19 protein-coding genes are annotated in these 18780 nt (G+C 72.8%); 5 read left to right on the top strand and 14 right to left on the bottom strand.

Annotation, left to right across the window (positions count from 1 at the left end; all coding sequences use genetic code 11):
• Nucleotides 1-298: 298 nt before the first annotated feature.
• A complete protein-coding gene (locus EAO73_RS21810) occupies nt 299-1528 on the bottom strand; it encodes a DUF5685 family protein (protein ID WP_191134201.1) in 1230 nt (409 codons plus the stop codon).
• A gap of 307 nt (nt 1529-1835) precedes the next feature.
• Between EAO73_RS21810 and EAO73_RS21805 the strand changes: the two genes are divergently transcribed.
• A complete protein-coding gene (locus tag EAO73_RS21805) occupies nt 1836-2276 on the top strand; it encodes a cell division protein SepF (protein ID WP_147973165.1) in 441 nt (146 codons plus the stop codon).
• A 15-nt stretch (nt 2277-2291) separates the two neighbouring features.
• Here the strand turns inward: EAO73_RS21805 and EAO73_RS21800 are convergent, their stop codons facing one another.
• Nucleotides 2292-3497: an acyl-CoA dehydrogenase family protein gene (locus EAO73_RS21800; RefSeq protein WP_147973164.1), complete on the bottom strand. Its 1206-nt coding sequence runs from the start codon at nt 3495-3497 to the stop codon at nt 2292-2294.
• A 107-nt stretch (nt 3498-3604) separates the two neighbouring features.
• The gene (locus EAO73_RS21795) at nt 3605-5323 is read right to left on the bottom strand and encodes an MFS transporter (protein WP_147973163.1); all 1719 of its coding nucleotides are present in this window, start codon (nt 5321-5323) and stop codon (nt 3605-3607) included.
• 536 nt (nt 5324-5859) lie between these two features.
• On the opposite strand from EAO73_RS21795, the gene EAO73_RS21790 reads away from it, so the two are divergent.
• Nucleotides 5860-6876: a phosphatase PAP2 family protein gene (locus tag EAO73_RS21790; RefSeq protein ID WP_147973162.1), complete on the top strand. Its 1017-nt coding sequence runs from the start codon at nt 5860-5862 to the stop codon at nt 6874-6876.
• 76 nt (nt 6877-6952) lie between these two features.
• On the opposite strand, the gene EAO73_RS21785 is transcribed toward EAO73_RS21790, so the two are convergent.
• Nucleotides 6953-7168: an I78 family peptidase inhibitor gene (locus EAO73_RS21785; RefSeq protein ID WP_147973161.1), complete on the bottom strand. Its 216-nt coding sequence runs from the start codon at nt 7166-7168 to the stop codon at nt 6953-6955.
• Between the two features lie 637 nt (nt 7169-7805).
• On the opposite strand from EAO73_RS21785, the gene EAO73_RS21780 reads away from it, so the two are divergent.
• Nucleotides 7806-8588 carry a hypothetical protein gene (locus EAO73_RS21780; RefSeq protein WP_147973160.1) on the top strand — a complete coding sequence of 261 codons (783 nt, stop codon included), beginning with the start codon at nt 7806-7808 and terminating at the stop codon, nt 8586-8588.
• A 152-nt stretch (nt 8589-8740) separates the two neighbouring features.
• Nucleotides 8741-9091, top strand: coding sequence for a hypothetical protein (locus EAO73_RS21775; protein ID WP_147973159.1), 351 nt, complete (start codon nt 8741-8743; stop codon nt 9089-9091).
• A 79-nt stretch (nt 9092-9170) separates the two neighbouring features.
• Here EAO73_RS21775 and der read toward each other — a convergent pair whose 3' ends face one another.
• The 5 genes from der to aroH all read right to left on the bottom strand — a co-directional run bounded on the left by der (nt 9171) and on the right by aroH (nt 13651).
• The gene (gene der / locus EAO73_RS21770; RefSeq protein WP_147973158.1) at nt 9171-10640 is read right to left on the bottom strand and encodes a ribosome biogenesis GTPase Der; all 1470 of its coding nucleotides are present in this window, start codon (nt 10638-10640) and stop codon (nt 9171-9173) included.
• A gap of 64 nt (nt 10641-10704) precedes the next feature.
• Nucleotides 10705-11367, bottom strand: a complete 663-nt coding sequence (locus EAO73_RS21765; protein WP_147973157.1) for a lysophospholipid acyltransferase family protein — start codon at nt 11365-11367, stop codon at nt 10705-10707.
• Nucleotides 11364-12080, bottom strand: coding sequence for a (d)CMP kinase (gene cmk / locus EAO73_RS21760; RefSeq protein ID WP_147973156.1), 717 nt, complete (start codon nt 12078-12080; stop codon nt 11364-11366). The genes EAO73_RS21765 and cmk overlap by 4 nt, the downstream gene beginning before the upstream one ends.
• Nucleotides 12081-12206: 126 nt before the next feature.
• The gene (locus EAO73_RS21755; protein ID WP_147973155.1) at nt 12207-13292 is read right to left on the bottom strand and encodes a prephenate dehydrogenase; all 1086 of its coding nucleotides are present in this window, start codon (nt 13290-13292) and stop codon (nt 12207-12209) included.
• Nucleotides 13289-13651, bottom strand: a complete 363-nt coding sequence (aroH, locus tag EAO73_RS21750) for a chorismate mutase (protein WP_147973154.1) — start codon at nt 13649-13651, stop codon at nt 13289-13291. The genes EAO73_RS21755 and aroH overlap by 4 nt, the downstream gene beginning before the upstream one ends.
• A 128-nt stretch (nt 13652-13779) precedes the next feature.
• Between aroH and EAO73_RS21745 the strand changes: the two genes are divergently transcribed.
• Nucleotides 13780-14481, top strand: a complete 702-nt coding sequence (locus EAO73_RS21745) for a DNA polymerase beta superfamily protein (protein ID WP_147973153.1) — start codon at nt 13780-13782, stop codon at nt 14479-14481.
• On the opposite strand, the gene EAO73_RS21740 is transcribed toward EAO73_RS21745, so the two are convergent.
• From EAO73_RS21740 to pnuC, 5 genes are read right to left on the bottom strand one after another with little or no spacing between them, the layout of a single operon-like run.
• Nucleotides 14470-15252, bottom strand: a complete 783-nt coding sequence (locus tag EAO73_RS21740) for a DNA polymerase beta superfamily protein (protein ID WP_147973152.1) — start codon at nt 15250-15252, stop codon at nt 14470-14472. The genes EAO73_RS21745 and EAO73_RS21740 overlap by 12 nt on opposite strands.
• Nucleotides 15253-15255: 3 nt before the next feature.
• Nucleotides 15256-16272, bottom strand: a complete 1017-nt coding sequence (locus EAO73_RS21735) for an ADP-ribosylglycohydrolase family protein (protein WP_147973151.1) — start codon at nt 16270-16272, stop codon at nt 15256-15258.
• Nucleotides 16269-17003, bottom strand: coding sequence for an NUDIX hydrolase (locus tag EAO73_RS21730; protein ID WP_147973150.1), 735 nt, complete (start codon nt 17001-17003; stop codon nt 16269-16271). The genes EAO73_RS21735 and EAO73_RS21730 overlap by 4 nt, the downstream gene beginning before the upstream one ends.
• Nucleotides 17000-18079, bottom strand: a complete 1080-nt coding sequence (locus EAO73_RS21725) for an AAA family ATPase (protein ID WP_147973149.1) — start codon at nt 18077-18079, stop codon at nt 17000-17002. The genes EAO73_RS21730 and EAO73_RS21725 overlap by 4 nt, the downstream gene beginning before the upstream one ends.
• Nucleotides 18076-18732 carry a nicotinamide riboside transporter PnuC gene (gene pnuC / locus EAO73_RS21720; protein ID WP_147973148.1) on the bottom strand — a complete coding sequence of 219 codons (657 nt, stop codon included), beginning with the start codon at nt 18730-18732 and terminating at the stop codon, nt 18076-18078. Before pnuC ends, EAO73_RS21725 begins: the two co-directional genes overlap by 4 nt.
• Between the last annotated feature and the right edge of the window lie 48 nt (nt 18733-18780).

Here is an 18780-nt window from a genome sequence, read left to right as displayed (position 1 = left end):
TGTCCACACTGTGAGCATTACGTCTCAGGGCGGTTGACGGGCTATCGGATGACTGTTCCACTGGGGCCATGCATTCGCAGCAGTGGCTGGTCAAGCGCTCCCACATCGACTTCGGTCGCGTGTGGTCCTGTTCCTGTTGAGCCGACGCCCTGCTTCCCGCGCCTTCCCGCTCGCGCCGTGACCGGTGTCCGAGCATCTGCCCAGGCGCGCCCCCGCACGTCCGGAACAGCAGCACACCCTCCCCTCGCTCCGTCCCGCTCCGCCATGTCGCGGAGCGGGACGTACGGCTGACGCCGTCTCAGCAGTCGCACCCGCAGTCACAGCCGTCGCAGCAGCTGCAGCAGTCGCAGCAATTGCTGCACGCGTCGCAGCCGTCGCAGCAGTCCCCGCAGTCGCACTGACTGCACAGCCCCTCGCGCCGCTGACGCGACCAGGGGTCCTCGAAGGTGCCGCAGCACATCTGGCAGGTGCAGGCGAGGCCGGCCCACACCAGGCAGCCCATGACCAGTCCGCGCCGGTCGCGCGGCGGCTCGGGCGGCAGGGGGCCGAAGGGCGCGCCCGGCCCCGTGGGCGCGTACGGATTGCCGGGCGGCGGCCCGAACGAGCCCGCGGGTCCCGTTCCTGACGGTTCGCCGGACACGGTCAGGAGCCCGCCGGATCCGTGGGAGCAGACGTCCGAGGCGAAGGCGCGGTCGACCGAGCGCCGCAGTTCGTGGGCGAGCAGCACGTGCGCGAGCCTGCCGTTGGTGAACTCCGCGTCCTTCAGCGCCAGCCGCACGCCCCGCAGCGCGTCGTCGCACAGCCGCCGGGCCTCGGCGCGCGAGGTGCCGGTCGCGGTGAGCGGGTTCCAGGCACCCGCGGCGGCATCGGCCTCCTGGTCCTCCACGGCGTCCAGCAGGTGCGCGAGGCGCCCGAAGAGGCGCCCGGCCTCGGCGAGCGGCTCGGCGTTCTGCGGCTTGCCCGCGAGGACGGCGGTGTGGGCGAAGGCCGCCGCGGTGGCGGTCTCGGTGGGCTCGGTGACCGTCAGCAGCGGGGTGCCGGGGCCGGCGAGGAGTTCGATGCCGGTCTGCCGGTCGACGGCGTCGACGAGGACCGCGGTGTCGAAGCCGAGCTGTGCGCCGGTGCGAGCCCCGGCCCGGTCCCAGCTCGCCGCCACCCGGCGGGCCGCCGCGGCCACCGGGCGGCGGGCCAACAGGCCGTCCCGGTCGGCGACGTGGTCCCGCACCTTCGCCGATGCCAGCACCAGCGAGACGGCGGCCGCCAGCCGGGCGCCCTCGCCGCGCGCGACGGGCGCGGTGCGCATGGACCGCAGGGGGCAGGGCCCGGCCGTGCGCCGCTGGCCGGGGGTGCGTTCGGTCTGAGCCTCCGTCAGGACCGAGACGATCAGGCCGTCGTAGTTGGTGACGATCCGGGCGAACTGCCCGTGGTCGGAGCGGAGCGCCAGACAGAGTCCGCAGAGGTGGGCCATCCACTCGGCCTTGAGTCCTTCGGACAGTCGATGCGTACAGGGCCTGACGATTCCGAACACGGCCATCCCCCGGGAGTCGTTCACGTGTGCGCCGCACTCGGGCGCGGACGCGACGTGCATCGTATCGAGTGACCCGTTCACCCGTACGTCCCCCATGTCACCCGTACGGACCGGCGCATCATATTTTCTTTCTTCAGGCCCCTTTACCGGTACGAACCCTGACGAATCGCCACATCCTCTGCACCAGTACCGTCACGAATGCCCTGCGCGCCGCCTATCCCCTTGGCGCACGATCCGCATCATGGACGACCATAGGGATACGAAAGACATGCGGAACACCAAGGAACCGCGGTGAGAGGAGGCGTCCATGGGATCGGTGCGCAAGGCGAGTGCCTGGCTGGGCCTCGTAGAGGACAACGACGAGCGGTACTACGACGACGAGTACGCCGAGGGTGCACGGACCGGTACCGGTCAGGCCTGGGTGACCGACCCGCGGGTGCGGGTGGCCTCGGAGACGGCCGAGGAGACGGGCCGCCGGATCGCCACCGTGACCCCGGACAGCTTCCGTGACGCCCGCGCCATCGGCGAGCTCTTCCGGGACGGCGTCCCGGTGATCATGAACCTCACGTCCATGGACTCCGCCGACGCCAAGCGCGTGGTGGACTTCGCCGCAGGGCTGATCTTCGGACTGCGCGGGTCGATCGACCGCGTGGCCACCCGGGTCTTCCTGCTGACCCCCGCCGACACCCAGGTGATGAACGGCGAAGCCGCCGGCCGGCCGGCCGACGGCTTCTTCAACCAGAGCTGACCGCCCTCCGGGCGCTCATCGGAACGCGTCCAGGCCGGTGAGCGCCTTCCCCAGGACCAGCTGGTGCATCTCCACGGTCCCCTCGTAGGTGAGCACCGACTCCAGGTTGGTGGCGTGCCGCATCACCGGGTACTCCAGCGAGATCCCGTTGGCGCCGAGGATCGTGCGCGAGGTGCGGCAGATCTCGATGGCCTCCCGCACGTTGTTCAGCTTCCCGAAACTGACCTGCTCGGGACGCAGCCGCCCCGCGTCCATCCGCTGCCCGAGGTGGTGGGCGAGCAGGATGCCCTTGTGCAGCTCGACCGCCATGTCGGCGAGCTTGGCCTGGGTGAGCTGGAAGCCGCCGATCGGCTTCCCGAACTGTTCACGGGTGCGCGCGTAGTCGACAGCCGCCTCGAAGCTCGACCGGGCCGCGCCCATGGCGCCCCAGACGATGCCGTAGCGGGCGTGGCTCAGACAGCTGAGCGGTCCGCGCAGACCGGTGACCCCGGGCAGGACGGCGTCCGCGGGCAGCCGCACCTCGTCCAGGATCAGCTCGCTGGTGACCGAGGCGCGCAGCGACCACTTGTGCCGGATCTCGGGGGCGGAGAAGCCCGGCGCGTCCGTCGGCACCACGAAGCCCCGGATGCCGGCGCCGGCCGGGCCCTCGTCGGTCTGCGCCCAGACGACCGCGACACCGGCGACCGAGCCGTTGGTGATCCACATCTTGCGCCCGCTGAGCACCCAGTCCTCGCCGTCGCGCTTGGCGTACGTGCGCATGGCGGCCGGGTCCGATCCGTGGTCCGGCTCGGTGAGGCCGAAGCAGCCGATGGTCTCGCCCGCCGCCATCCCGGGCAGCCACCGCTGCTTCTGCTCCTCGGAGCCGAAGCGGTGGATCGCGTACATGGCGAGGGAGCCCTGTACGGAGACGAGCGAGCGGATGCCCGAGTCGGCCGCCTCCAGTTCCAGGCAGGCCAGCCCGTACTGGACGGCGGTGGCGCCGGCGCACCCGTAGCCCTGGAGCGACATGCCGAGCGCGCCGAGGGCGCCGAGTTCACGGGCCAGCTCGCGGATGCCGGGGAGCTCCCCGTTCTCGTACCACTCGGCGATGTGCGGCAGGACGCGGTCGGCCGCCCAGGTGCGGACGGTGTCGCGGATCGCGAGGTCCTCGGGGCTCAGCAGGTCGTCGACGCCGATCGGGTCGCGGGGGTCGAAGGGCGGGAGCTTCGAGGTGGTGGACATGAGGGTGTGCCTCCGGCGGCTCGCACGGTACCGATGTCGGTGGGGGTGGCTCGAAAACCGGTCGAAAACTAGCAGCGTTAGTTACGACGCCGTGCCGACGTTACGACTCAGTGCGCCGCGCGTCCAGAGCGCGCCGCCCCGGCCGGCCGGCGCCGGGCGGGCACCCGCAACGGCGCGTCGAGGCGCTCGGCCGGCTCACGGGCCGGCACGTCGAGGCGCTCGGCGGACGCGCGCGGCGGCGCGTCGGTACGTTCCACGGACTCGCGGGGTTCGCACAGCTTCGGCGCGCACTCCATCACCCGGGGCAGCCGCAGCGCGGCCAGTCCCCCGAGCAGCAGCAGACCCGCGCTGACCAGCAGCGTGATGTGCAGCCCTTCGATGAAGGCGTCCCGGGCCGTGGCACGCAGGACGGCACCCAGGGGCCCACCCAGGTGCGCGGCCTCCTGGTAGGCCTCGCCGAGCGAGTGGGCGGCGCCGGCGGCGGCCGACGCGGGGACACCCTCTCCGTGCAGACCCGCGAGGCCGGGGGTGTACGCGGCGTTCATGACACTGCCGAGCAGCGCTATCCCCATCCCGGCGCCCAGCTGGTACGAGGTCTCCCCGATCGCGGCTGCCCCGCCGGCCCGGTCCGCCGGGGCCTCGCTGAGCATCGACTCGTACGCACCGAACAGCGTGGACTGGAGGCCGAAGCCGAGCGCGACGAAGGCGGCGGTGAGCAGGGCGGGCCGGTCGTCGCGGCCCATCACGGTCAGCGTCAGCACCGAGGCGGCCGTCAGCACGAAGCCCCAGCCGACCATCCGGCGCGGCCCGATCCGGCGCAGGGTGTGGGAGCCGGTGGCGCCGGCGGCCATCGCGGCGAAGGTGAGCGGCAGCAGCCTGAGACCGGTCTCCAGGGGGCTGAGGCCCAGGACGAGCTGGAGGTACTGGACGGCGACGAGCTCCAGGCCGACCAGGGCGAGCATGGCGAGGACGATGCAGCCGACGGCGGCCGAGAAGGCGGGCCTGGCGAACATGCCGATGTCGATCAGCGGGTGGGTGCGCCGCCGCTGGCGGCGGACGAAGGCGACGAGCAGCGCGGCCCCGAGCAGCAGCGGCACCAGGGTGGCCACGCCGGTCAGCCCCTCGCCGGTGCCGGCCCGCTTCACGCCCAGCACCACACCGAGCACCCCGGCCGCCGCCATCAGCGCGCCGAGCACGTCCCAGGGGCCGTCGTCGTTGCCCCGGGACTCGGGGAGCAACAGCCGGCCGACCGGCAGGATCAGGGCCATCAGCGGGATGTTGATCAGGAAGACCGAGCCCCACCAGAAGTGCTCGACGAGGAAGCCGCCGATGACGGGCCCGGTGGCGGCACCGACGGCCGCGACCGCGGACCAGACGCCGATGGCGACGGCCCGTTCGCGCCGGTCGGGGAAGACCTGGCGCAGGATCGAGAGGGTGGCGGGCATGATCATCGCCCCGCCGACGCCGAGCAGGGCGCGGGCCGCGATGAGCACCCCCGCGCTGTCGGCCAGGGCCGCCATCGCGGAGGCGACCCCGAAGAGGGCGTAGCCGAGCAGCAGGACGCGCCGCCGTCCGACCCGGTCCCCGAGGGTGCCGAAGAGGATCAGCAGGGAGGCGCAGACGAGCGGGTAGGCGTCCACGATCCACAGCAGGCCGGCGGCGCTGGGCCGCAGGTCCTCGGTGACGGCGGGCACGGCGACGTGCAGCACCGTCGCGTCGAGCGCCACGAGCAGCAGGCTGAGGCAGAGGACGACCAGGACGACCCAGCGGTTGGCACCGTCGGCGGCTGTGCGCGGGCGGATTCGGGCTGTGGGCGTCCCGGACATGCATCTACCTCCCAGAATGGTCCCTCGCACTCGGCGGGCCCACGGGACGCGGTGACCGCTGTTCCCCCCGGGGCCCGGCATCGACGGGCGAGTGATCCGTCAGCGTACGCGAGTTCGGCAGGGCCACACGTGGCCCATCTCATACCGCCCGGCCCCGCGAAGTGTGGCGTACGCCACTGCGGCCGCGTCGGGCCCGTGCCGCCACCGGGGGCCGCCGGGACCTGCGAGAACCCGCCCCGGGGCCGGCCGGCGACACCCTACGACCCTCCACCCGAAGCCGTACCGTAACCGGACTGACACCCTCCGTTCCGTTCCGCCGCGCTGTCGACAAACACACTTCGCGACCCCGGGAATTCTTCGCCGACACCGGCGAATTACATTGTCGAACAGGTATCGCAAAAGAACGGAAATGAAGACGAGAGTTATTCAGACACCCTGGAAAAACTCGCCGACTGAGACATACTCCACATCACATCGTCATCACAAAGCGCCCGGATCGACCGGCGCGCCCACTCACTCGCTGTAACGTCGATTGGGTGCGTACCGACATCTTCGCCCGGCTGGACCGGGAGCCGGAACCTCCGAAGATAGAGACACCGCGGATGAGCCGTCACCGCATCGCTCTCTTCGGCGGGACGTTGGCGTTCTATGTGGCCATCGTCGTTGCCGTGCTCATGTCGTCCTGGCTGGTGACCCTGGACTGGAAGGTCATGCTCTTCCGGCCCTACCAGCAGTGGCCCGAGATCCACGCCGCCCTCGACTACTACGTGGTCCTCGGGCAGCGCGGACCCACGGCGGTCATGGTCGCCTGCTGGCTCGGCTGGCGCTCCTGGCGGCAGCACACCCTGCGTCCGCTGCTGACGCTCGGCGCCTCGCTGCTGCTGCTCAACCTGACGGTGGGCGCGGTCAAGATCGGCCTCGGCCGGCTCGGCCCGCACTACGCCACCAGGATCGGATCGGCCGAGCTCTTCGCCGGCGGCGATATATTTCCGTCCGGCCACACCGCCAACGCCGTGGTGACCTGGGGCATCCTCGCCTACCTGGCCGCCACCCCGCGGGCCAGGCGCTATCTGTCGGCCATGTCGGCGATCGTCTCGCTCGGCGTCGGCCTGACGACGGTCTACCTCGGTACGCACTGGCTGAGCGACGTGCTCCTCGGCTGGGCGGCGGGCCTGCTGATCCTGCTGGGTCTGCCCTGGGTGGAGCCGCTGATCACCCGCGCCGAGTACTGGATCTTCGCCGCCCGCGCACGGCTGGGCGCGCCGGGCAGCCGGTCCGCTCCCCCGGTGCCCGCCGACGACGCCCCGCTGCCCGTGCCGGCCGTACAGCCGGCCGCCGGCGAGGCGGCGCAGAGCCCGGCGCACGGCGCGGCCGGACGTCCTCCGGCCGCGGGCAGCCGCCCGCGCCCCCATCCCGCGCCCGCGGCGCATCCGGCCCACGCCGTGCGCTCGGAGCGGTCCCCGGTGACGCCGGCCGGCAGCCGCCGCCCGCCGCACGCGGACCGCGCGCCGCGCGGGGGCACGGCCCCGGCGAGACCGGTCGCCGGCGGCTGACGCCCGTCGTACGCATGTGGGGCCCCGACCGGACACGGTCGGGGCCCCACATGCGTACGACGAAGGTCCGGGCCGCTCAGCCGGTCCAGCAGCGCCTGACGACACCGCCGTCGACCTCGAAGTTGATCCGGCCGGCCAGGAACTCCATGGTGATGACCGTGCCCGGCGGCAGGGCCCGTACGGTGGACCAGCCGCGCTCCCGGGCCCGCTGCTCGGCGGTCTCTGCGGAGAGCCCCACATACGCGCCGGTGGCGTCGTCGGGCTGGGCGGGAGGAGTCGGTATGGGTGCCATGCCTCTCACCGTAGGCGCACGGACGCGGGGGCGGTAGCCGGGGCCGCGCGCGGGCACACGGCATCCCCACGTCCCTCACCGGTCACGCTTGTGTCACAGGATCACGACACGTGTTCCGCTCGAACCCCTTCACCCGAACGTGCGATTCACAACCGGACGCACAGTAATCGCACAGGCTCGCAAACGATCATCGGACCGGGTCGCGGAAGACGGGATAACGGGGGGCGATTTCCACCTCGCGGCGAGCGTGAATTCCAGGCCGGAAAACGTTCCGCAAAGACGTGCTTCGCCGGTAATTCATCCTCCCTTATCGCACCCTTATCCCACGGGGACGACAGGCACACCATAGGACAGGCTCACCGCGCACACCGGACCGTATAGCGGACAGCCCGCTCCCACGCATTCCGGCACGCCGGGGCGGGGGCCGTCCGGGCGGCACGGGCGCGCACGGCTCCCACGCCCCGTACCGGGGCCGCCGAGGGCGGCTTTCTCCCGCTTTGTCGTCCGGACCCGTCGTGCCTCGCGCTCCCCGGCCGGATTCCGTACGGCTTCCCGCGTGACCCCGGCAGCGGCTCGCCCGTTGTCATCTTCGAGCCGGGAACCGCCCGGCGCACGTACCGAGTTCGAGGAGCCACCCGTGCCGCGCATGCTCGACGTCAGCGAGGACGTACGCGCCGAGATCGGCGACGCCGAAGCCGACCGGCTGCTCGTCGGCGACAACGCCCCCGGCAGTTACGACTGCACCTCCTGCCGCACACCCGGCGACTCCGAGCAGGAGCGCACCAGCACGGTGCTGTTCGTCGGCGACGAGACGGCCGTGCTCGCCTTCGCGCACGCCAGCTGCATCCCCTCGCAGGTCGTCCAGGTCGCCGAGGAGCAGCTCCAGGGGGCCGTCCGCAGCATCACCGGCGAGCAGGGGGCAGCACCGGACCGGTCCGTCCCCGAGCAGGCCGTCCTCGGCATCACCAGCGGCCTCGTCCTGATCGACGACGAACTGCACCCGGCCCTGGTCGTCGAGCCGACCGGCGCGATCGCGCGCCCGGGGACGGACGGCCGGGACGGCGACCAGTTCCTCCAGCTGCTCCTGGAACAGGGCTTCCAGCCGGTCCACCGCATGGAGCAGGTGCCGGACGTGCTGCACGGCTGGTCGCTCCTGCTCGCGATGGGCCAGCTGCACGCCGTGCTCCAGCCCGGTACGGGGGGCGGTACCCCGGTCGCCTGGTGGCAGGCGCACGCGCCCCTCCAGGTCACCGAGGGCTGGCGGACCGCCGCCAACAAGTCGCAGACCGTGCTGGTCTACGCCGCCCCGGCGGGCTCCATCGGCCAGCAGCCCCGCGAGGACCTGCTCCGCGACGCGCTGGAGAAGGCGTCGGCCGCCGGGCTCCTGGTCGCCGCGGCCATGCCGCTGGCCGGGACCTGATCATGACCGCGCACCCCGCGCGCCGACGGCGAACAGTTGTGTCCCCGACGGGTGTTTCCGCGGCGGGCCCGCATCCGACGGCCGACGGGGTCGTTGGCACCTACGTGCACTCATACGACCCCTCCCACCAGCGTCCGAGCCCGATCCCTGCCATGCGTCCCTCGCAGGACCCCTCGGGCGGCCCGTCCCACACCCCGATCTACGACGCGCTGTACTCCGAGTACCGCCGTTCGTTCCGGGCGTTGCCGGGTGACCGGACCGGCGAGGAGAGTCTCGGCCTCCAGGCGCTCGGCAGCGGCCTTTTCGGCTCGCGCGCCCCGCTGCGCGGCCACTCGGGCCACTCCTCGCCCGGCGGAGCGGTGACGGCCGGGGCGGCTGCCACGACGGGCGACCGCAACGGCACCGGCCCGCGCGCCGGTGGCCTCGGCGGCTGGCAGCGGGTGGGACGGCACGCGGGCCGCAGCAGGCCCGCCGCGCTGCCTCCCGGCTCACGGGACGCCTGACCGCCCGTACGACGCAGCCCCGGACCGCTCGGTGACCGAGCGGTCCGGGGCTGCGTCGTATCCCGTGACCCCGAGGGGCCTACTTCTTGCGGCCGCGCTTCTCGCGGACCCGTACCGAGATGTGGATCGGGGTGCCCTCGAAGCCGAACTCCTCGCGCAGGCGGCGCTCGACGAAGCGCCGGTAGCCGTGCTCCAGGAAGCCCGAGGCGAAGAGGACGAAGCGCGGCGGCTTGGTGCCCGCCTGGGTGCCGAAGAGGATGCGGGGCTGCTTGCCGCCGCGCACCGGGTGCGGGTGGGCGGCGACGATCTCGCCGAGGAAGGCGTTGAGCCGGCCGGTCGGGACGCGGGTCTCCCAGCCCTCGATCGCGGTCTCGATCGCCGGGACCAGCTTCTCCATGTGGCGGCCGGTGCGGGCGGAGACGTTGACCCGGGGGGCCCACGCGACCTGCGCGAGCTCCGTCTCGATCTCGCGCTCCAGGTAGTAGCGGCGCTCCTCGTCGAGCGTGTCCCACTTGTTGAACGCGAGCACGACGGCGCGGCCCGCCTCCACGGCCATGGTCACGATGCGCTGGTCCTGGACGCTGATCGTCTCGCTGGAGTCGATCAGGATGACCGCGACCTCGGCCTTCTCCAGGGCGGCGGCGGTACGCAGCGAGGCGTAGTAGTCCGCGCCCTCCTGGAGGTGGACGCGGCGGCGGATACCGGCCGTGTCGATGAACTTCCAGGTGACGCCGCCCAGCTCGATCAGCTCGTCGACCGGGTCACGGGTGGTGCCGGCCAGCTCGTTGACGACGACACGGTCCTCCTTGGCCACCTGGTTCAGCAGCGAGGACTTGCCGACGTTCGGGCGGCCGATGAGCGCGATGCGGCGCGGCCCGCCGGGGGCGGAGCCGAAGGACTGCGGCGGGGCCTCGGGCAGGGCCTCCAGGACGGCGTCCAGCATGTCGCCGGTGCCACGCCCGTGCAGCGAGGAGACCGGGTGCGGCTGGCCGAGACCGAGGGACCACAGCGCGGTGGCGTCCGCCTCGCCGCTCTGGCCGTCGACCTTGTTGGCGCAGAGCACGACGGGCTTGCGGGCCCGGCGCAGCAGCTTGACGACGGCCTCGTCGGTGTCGGTGGCGCCGACGGTGGAGTCCACCACGAAGACGACCGCGTCGGCCGTCTCGATCGCGTACTCCGCCTGGGCGGCGACGGAGGCGTCCAGGCCGAGGACGTCCTGCTCCCAGCCGCCGGTGTCGACGACCTTGAAGCGGCGGCCCGCCCACTCCGCCTCGTAGGTGACGCGGTCGCGGGTGACGCCCGGCTTGTCCTGGACGACGGCCTCGCGACGGCCGATGATCCGGTTCACCAGGGTCGACTTGCCGACGTTCGGGCGGCCGACGACGGCGAGGACGGGGAGCGGTCCGTGACCGGCCTCACCGAGCGCGCCCTCGACCTCCTCGAGGTCGAACCCCTCCTGCGCGGCGAGCTCCATGAACTCCGCGTACTCGGCATCGCCAAGCTCTCCGTGCTCGCGGTCCGAGCCGCCGGAGTGAATCTGGTCGTTCATGAAGTCCGTTCCTCTTTGCATCATCATCGATGGACCCCGCAGCGCGCGGTCCACTACTCAAGTCTTACCCGGTGCGCCCGGTGAGGCGCCCGGCATGCTCCAGGTGGCCGGTCAGCCGGGCCTGGATGCGCAGCGTGGCCTCGTCGAGCGCCTTGCGCGTACGCCGGCCACTGCCGTCACCGGCTTCGAAGGGCTCTCCGAAGACGACGTCCACGCGGCTGCGCAGCGGCGGCAGTGCCGATATCAACCGTCCGCGGCGCTCGGTGCTTCCCAGGACGGCCACGGGCACGATCGGCGCCCCGCTGCGTACCGCGAAGTACGCGAGCCCGGCGCGCAGCGAGGCGAAGTCTCCGTCGCCCCTGGTGCCCTCGGGGAATATCCCGAGCACCCCGCCGTCCTCCAGCACGCCGAGCGCGCGGGTGACGGCGGTGCGGTCGGCGATCGTACGGTCCACCTTCAGCTGGCCGATTCCGCGCAGGAACGGGTCCAGGGGGCCGACGAACGCCTCTTTCTTGATCAGGAAGTGGACGGGCCTGGGCGCGGTGCCCATCAGCATCGGCCCGTCGATGTTGTGCGAGTGGTTCACCGCGAGTATGACGGGTCCGGAGGCGGGGACCCGCCAGGCGCCGAGCACACGGGGCTTGAAGAGCCCGTACATCAGCCCGATCCCGATGCCGCGCCCGACCGCCGCGCCACGCGGCGAGGGCGTGCTCGTGGCGTCGGTCACTTCGCGGCCCGCTTCTCCCCGACGAGGGTGACGACGCACTCGATGACCTGCTGGAGCGTCAGCTCGGTGGTGTCCACCTCGACCGCGTCGTCCGCCTTGGCGAGCGGCGAGGTCTTGCGGCCGGAGTCGGCGGCGTCCCGCTTGATCAGCGCCTCCTTGGTGGCGGCGAGATCGGAGCCCTTGACCTCACCGCTGCGGCGGGCGGCGCGGGCCTCCGGCGACGCGGTGAGGAAGATCTTGAGGTCGGCGTCGGGCAGCACGGTGGTGCCGATGTCGCGGCCCTCGACCACGATGCCCTTCTCCGCGCTCGCGGCGATGGTGCGCTGGAGCTCGGTGATCAGGGTGCGCACCTCGGGGACGGCGCTGACGGCGCTGACCCGGGAGGTGACCTCCTGGGTGCGGATCGGGCCGGAGGCGTCCTCGCCGTCGACGGTGATCGTGGGGGCGGCCGGGTCGGTGCCGGAGACGATGACCGGCTTGGCGGCGGCAGTCGCGACCTGGGCCGCATCCGACACGTCGATGCCGTTGTTCAGCATCCACCAGGTGATGGCGCGGTACTGGGCGCCGGTGTCCAGGTAGCTCAGGCCGAGCTGGGCGGCGACGGCCTTGGAGGTGCTGGACTTGCCGGTGCCGGAGGGGCCGTCGATGGCGACGATCACTGCGGCCGGGGCGGTCCGGACGGCGGCGCTTACGGTTTCCACGGTGGTGGACACCTTCCTGGTGCTCGGGGCGGGCTGGACGGGACGCGTGAACCCGCCCCGCACAAGGTTACCGAGTACCGGGACGGGTCCGACCACCCCTGTGGACAACTGTGCGACCGGGGTGCCGCGCCGCCGGTCCTACTGCCGGATCGACCAGCCGCGCTCGCGGAGGGCGGCGGCCAGGGCCGGGGCGGCGCTGGGTTCGACCATGAGCTGGACGAGGCCCGCCTGCTGGCCGGTGGCGTGCTCGATGCGCACGTCCTCGATGTTGATCCCGGACCGGCCGGCGTCGGCGAAGATCGCGGCCAGTTCGCCGGGGCGGTCGCTGATGAGGACGGCCACAACCTCGTACGAGGCGGGGGCGGCGCCGTGCTTCCCCGGCACCCGGACGCGGCCCGCGTTGCCCCGGCTCAGCACGGAGCGGATGCCTTCGGTGCCGGCGCGCCGCTTGTCCTCGTCGGCGGACTGGAGCCCGCGCAGCGCCGTCACGGTCTCCTCCAGGTCCGCGGCGACGCCGGCGAGGACGTCGGCGACCGGGCCCGGGTTGGCGGACAGGATCTCCACCCACATCCGCGGGTCGGAGGCCGCGATCCTGGTCACATCCCTGATCCCCTGCCCGCACAGGCGCACCGCGGTCTCGTCGGCGTCCTCCAGCCGGGCGGCGACCATCGACGAGATCAGCTGCGGGGTGTGCGAGACGAGGGCGACGGCCCGGTCATGCGCGTCGGCGTCCATGACGACCGGCACGGCACGGCACAGCGCGACCAGTTCGAGCGCCAGGTTCAGCACCTCGGTGTCGGTGTCCCGGGTCGGGGTGAGGACCCAGGGCCGCCCCTCGAACAGGTCGGCGGTGGCCGCGAGCGGTCCGGAGCGCTCCTTGCCGGCCATGGGGTGCGTGCCGATGTACGGGGTGAGGTCGGCCCCCAGCGCCTCCAGCTCGCGGCGCGGGCCGCCCTTCACGCTGGCGACGTCCAGGTAGCCGCGGGCGACGCCGTCGCGCATGGCGGCGGCGAGCACGGTCGCGGTGTGGGCGGGCGGCACGGCCACGACGGCCAGGTCGACGCGGCCCTCGGGCGGCTCGTTCGTACCCGCGCCGAGCGCGGCGGCGGTCGCGGCCGACTCGGGGTCATGGTCGACGAGGTGGACGGTGATGCCGCGGCTCGCGAGGGCGAGGGCCGCGGAGGTGCCGACGAGGCCGGTACCGATGACGACGGCGGTTCTCACTGGGCGATGTCCTTGCGCAGGGCGGCGGTGGCGCCGAGGTAGACGTGGTTGATCTCGGCCTTGGACAGATACGTCTCGACGTGCGCGAGGATGCGGACGACCCGGGGCATGGCGCCCTCGATGTCCAGTTCCTGGGCGCAGATCAGCGGTACGTCGACGATCCCGATGCCGCGTGCGGCGGCGGCCGGGAAGTCGCTGTGCAGGTCCGGCGTGGCCGTGAACCAGATGCTGATCAGGTCGTCCGCGACGAGTTCGTTCCGCTCCAGGATGGCGGTGAGCAGGGCGCTGACCTGCTCGTCCATGTGCCCGGCCTCGTCCCGCTCCAGCTGGACGGCTCCGCGGACCGCTCGTACCGCCACGTCATGCTCCTTGCTCGTCCGTACCGCTTCGTGCGTGTGTGATCAGCGTAGAGGGACGGCGGGGTCCCGTGCCCGCCCGCCCTTTTTATGAGACGCGCCCGCGCCCGGTCCTCGCGTAACCTCCCGGCATGATCACTCCGGACGACGAGGACCTGGTGCGGGGCCACACGGTCTACTCCTGTGTGATGGGGTCGCGTGCCTTCGGTCTCGCCACGGAGGACAGCGACACCGACCGGCGGGGGGTGTTCCTCGCGCCCACCCCACTCTTCTGGCGCTTCGAGAAGCCGCCCACGCACATCGAGGGCCCGGCCGAGGAGCAGTTCTCCTGGGAGCTGGAACGCTTCTGCGAGCTGGCCCTGCGCGCCAACCCCAATGTGCTGGAATGCCTGCACTCGCCGCTCGTGGACCACGTCGACGCCACCGGCCGGGAGCTGCTCGCGCTGCGCGGGGCGTTCCTCTCCCGGCGGGCGCACGACTCGTTCGTACGCTATGCCGTGGCCCAGCGCCGGAAGCTGGAGGCGGACGTCCGCCAGTACGGCGCCCCGCGCTGGAAGCACGCCATGCATCTGCTGCGGCTCCTGGCGAGCTGCCGGGACCTGCTGCGCACCGGCACCCTGGACATCGAGGTGGGCGAGGCCCGCGAGGACCTGCTCGCGGTCAGGCGCGGCGAGGTCCCCTGGCCCGAGGTGGAGCGCCGCATGACCCGCCTGACCGCCGAGAACGACGCGGCGGCCCCCGCCTCCCCCCTGCCCGCCGAACCGGACCGGGCGCGCGTGGAGGACTTCCTGGTACGCACGCGCCGGGCGTCGGCGGTGGCGTCAGCGCGCTGAGAGCCGGGTCCGCACCACGAGCGCGTGGAGCGCGTCGAGGCCGCCCGCCCGGTCCAGGAGCTGTGACGCCTCCCGCGCCGCGTCGAGGACCCCGTGCAGCGCCTCGACGTCCCGGCCCACCGCCGCGGCGTCCACGCCGTCCGCTCCCCCGTGCTCGGCGTCGGCCTTGGCCGCGATCAGGCCGGGCAGGTAGCCGGGCGCCTCGACACGGGCGAGGAGCGTCGGCAGGTGGGCCAGCACCTCACCGGTGCGCATCAGGTGGATGCCGGTGAGCAGCGCCCGGAAGGTGTACAGGAGTGGCTTGAGCTCACCGGTCCGCTCGAAGAGCCGCCACTGGGTGGTGGCGAAGCCCCGGTAGTGGTGGGCGTGGTTGCGGGTGAGGACCTGCGGGGCGAGGGCCACCAGTTCGGCGTGCGGCGGGGTGGTGTGCACGACCAGCGGCGAGAGCAGCTGCTCCAGCACGTAGCCGTTCGGCTTCAGCATCAGCCGGACGAACTTGCGCAGGTCGTGCGTGACGAGGTCCATCTCCACCCCGTCCCGGTCCCACATCCGCGAGCGGGTCTCCTCGGGCTCCCGCAGCCCGACGAGGTCCTCGGCGGGCAGCAGATGGACCCCGCGCATGTCCACGTCCGAGTCCCGGGACGGAAACCCGTACAGGTGAGCCCCGGAGACTGTGGCGAAGAGCAGCGGGTGGCGTTCGCCGGCGAGGACCGGGCCGAGGTCGGTGACCGGGAGACCGGCCTCCTGGAGGAGCGTGGTGTGCGAAGGCATGGCTCAAGCGTCCCAGAGCGCCGCCAGTGACAGCAGGTCGCTCCGGTACTCGATCCGGTCGGACCATGCGGCGGGCCAGGCCGTGGCGCCCAGGTGGGCGCCGGACAGTGCGCCGGTCAGGGAGGCGATCGAGTCGGAGTCGCCCCGGGTGCAGGCGGCCCGGCGCAGGGCGGTGACGGGTTCGTCCGGGAAGAGCAGGAAGCAGTGCAGGGCGGTGGCGAGGGCCTCCTCGGCGATCCAGCCGTCGCCGGTCGCCTCGCAGGGGTCGGTCTCCGGGGACGGGTTCCGCAGGGCGTCCTGCACCGTCTCCAGCGCGGCGAGGCAGTCGTCCCAGCCCCGGGCGATGAACGCCTCGGGCGAGGCGTCGTGTGTGTGGCGCCACAGGTCCCCGAGCCACCGGGTGAGGTAGCGGTCGCGGTTCTCGTACGCGTAGGAGCGCAGCCGGCCGATCAGGCCGAGGGGTTCGGCGCCCTGGGCGAGCAGGTACACCGCGCGGGCCGTCAGGTCGGAGGCGGCCAGGGCCGTCGGGTGGCCGTGGGTGAGGGCGGACTGGAGCTGGGCCGCCCCGGCGCGCTGCTCGTCGCTGAGGCCGGGCACCAGGCCGACGGGCGCGACGCGCATGTTGGCGCCGCAGCCCTTGGAGCCGGTCCGGCTCGCCTCCTGCCAGACGCGGTCGCCGTCGAGGAGTTCGCAGGCCTCCAGGCAGGTGCGGCCGGGGGCGCGGTTGTTGTCGGGCGAGTGGTACCAGGCGACGAACTCGGCGCGCACCGGGCCCGCCATCCGCTGGGGGGACAGCGGCCCGCCGTCCACGGCGGTGCGGATGCCCCGGCCCAGGGCCAGGGTCATCTGGGTGTCGTCGGTGACGAAGGCGGGCGTGGGCAGCTCCATCTCCCGCCAGGGGCCGCACTTGGCGAGAATCGACGGCACATCGTTGAACTCGGTGGGGAACCCCAGCGCGTCGCCGAGCGCGAGGCCGGTCAGCGCGCCGGTCGCGGCGCCCTTCGTACGGATCGTGGTCATGCCTGTCGTCCTTCGGGTCGCAGCAGCGGAGGGTGCAATGCGGTGGCGTCGCCCGCGCGGTACAGGGCGGCGGGTTTGCCCCGGCCGCCGGTGCGGCGGGGGGCGCCTTCGGCGGGCTCGACGAAGCCCGGGGTCGCGAGGACCTTGCGGCGGAAGTTGGGGCGGTCGAGATCGACGCCCCAGACCGTCTCGTAGACCTGTTGCAGCTCGCCCAGGGTGAAGTGCGGCGGGCAGAACGCGGTGGCCAGGCAGGTGTATTCGAGCTTGGCGCCGACCCGGTCGCGGGCGTCGGCGAGGATGCGGTCGTGGTCGAAGGCGAGGGTGCCGGTCCGGGCGGCGTCCCACCAGCGGGCGCCCGCCGCGTCGCCGCCGCCGCGCGGCTCGGGCAGGTCGGGGACAAGGGCGGTGTGGGCGACGGAGACGACGCGCATCCTGGGGTCGCGGTCCGGGTCGCTGTAGGTGCGCAGCTGCTCCAGGTGGAGACCCGAGACGGTGGCGTCGCTCAGCCCGGTCTCCTCGGCCAGTTCGCGGCGGGCGGCGGCCCCGGCGGACTCGCGGGGCAGCAGGAAGCCGCCGGGCAGCGCCCAGTGGCCCTTGTACGGTGCCTCGCCGCGTTCGACGAGCAGGACGTGCAGCCGGGAGTCGCGGACCGTGAACACGGCCAGGTCGACGGTGACCGCGAACGGCTCGAAGGCACGTGGGTCGTAGCCCTCGGGGGCGGCGGCGCTCATCGGTGCTCCGGGAGGGGCGCGGCGAAGTCCCAGCCCTCGGCGAGCAGCGCGTCGACGGCCTCCACCGCGCGGGCGAGGCGCACCTCACGGCTGCCGGTCAGTTCGACGAACGGCCTTCCGGTGCGGGTGAGTTCGGCCCGGAACCGGTCGGTCATCCAGGGCCGCAGCTCCTCGCCGTCGCGCAGCCCGTCGTCCTCGAAGGCGACACCCTCGTGGTCGGTGAGCAGCCACAGGTGGTGGGCGGCCCGGTCGGCGATGCGCTCGACGAGGGGGTTGCGGCCGCCGACGTACCGCTCGTGCCAGACGGTGGTGGCGAAGGAGTCCGTGTCGCAGAAGAGCACCGGGGAGCCGGTGCGGGCGGCATCCTCCTCGCGGGCGTTCTGCGTCTCGGCGATGTGCGGGAAGTCGTGGGTGGAGAGGGTGACGTCCTCCCACTGGGCCCGGGGCCACCGTTCGCGCAGCTCGGCGAGCTTCCGTTCGCTGAACTCGCGCCCGTACTCGGCCACGTACCCCGTGTACGCCCAGACGCCGCCACGCTGCCGGTAGTGCGCGGCGAGCGCGCGGGCCAGCGTGGTGGTGCCGGTGGACTCCGCGCCGAGGACGACGACGCGGCGGGCGAGCGCCGCCCGGACCGGCGCTTCGAGGAAGCCCCAGCAGCCGGCCGGGTCCGCGCGGACGGCGGTGCCGGAGACGGGGTACGCGGTGCGGCCGGGGTCGACGCAGACGGACTCGGCGCCGAAGCGGCGGGCCAGCTCGTCCCCGTACGACTCCGAGGTGAAGACGGCGTCCACACGCTCGGGCACCGCCCCCGTGAAGACCGCCATGTGGGCGTCCCAGATCGCCGGGTCGTGGAGGTCCATGCGCGTGTCGTCCACCGCGCCCACCACCGTCACGTCCGGGTGCGCCTGCCGCATCCAGTCGACCCGGTCGGCGAGCGGGACGGACTCCACCGAGGCGGCGCAGACCAGGACGGTCAGCCGTTCGCAGCGGGCGGCGGCGGTACGGACGAGGTGGTGGTGGCCGGCGTGCGGCGGGTAGAACTTGCCGAGCACGAGTCCGTGCGGATAGCGCTTCATGCCAGGGCCTTCGAAGGTCGTCGCGGGTCGGCTGCGGTCAGGTCGCGGCGCCAGTTGCGCAGGCCGGTCAGGCACAGCGTCAGGAAGCCGACGTACAGCAGCGAGGTCAGGTACAGCTCCTTGTACGCGTACAGCGGGATGTACACGAGGTCGGCGGCGATCCACAGCCACCAGGACTCGACGAGCTTGCGGCACTGCCCGTAGGTCGCCGCGAGGGACAGCGCGGTGGTCAGCGCGTCCCAGAACGGCACGGTCGAGTCGGTCGCCCGGTCGAGCAGGACGGTCAGCGCGCCGGTCCCCACCGCCCCCGCCACGAGCAGCCAGACCCACTCGGTGCGCGTGGTGCGCCGCACCGGCAGCCCGTCGGTCCCTGGTCCACCCCCGTGGGTCCAGGTCCACCAGCCGTACGCGGCGAGGGCGATGAAGACGATCTGGAGTCCGGCGTCGGCGTACAGGCCGGACTGGGTGAACAGCAGGATGAAGAAGACGTTGTTGGCGATGCCGATCGGCCAGTTGGCGACGTGCTGGCGGGCCACGAGCCAGACGCAGAGCGCCCCGCTGCCGAAGCCCAGCACCTCGGTCCAGCTGACCGGGGTGTCCAGGACCGTCACCAGGGGTTGCTGCAGGGGATCGAGTATGTCCGCGAGACTCACGCCCGCCTCCTTAATAGTCACTGTGACTATAAAGGGTGGGCGGGGCAT

The organism is Streptomyces sp. col6 (assembly GCF_008042035.1).
GTDB lineage: Bacteria > Actinomycetota > Actinomycetes > Streptomycetales > Streptomycetaceae > Streptomyces.
This window is presented reverse-complemented; position numbering and strand designations above follow the sequence as displayed.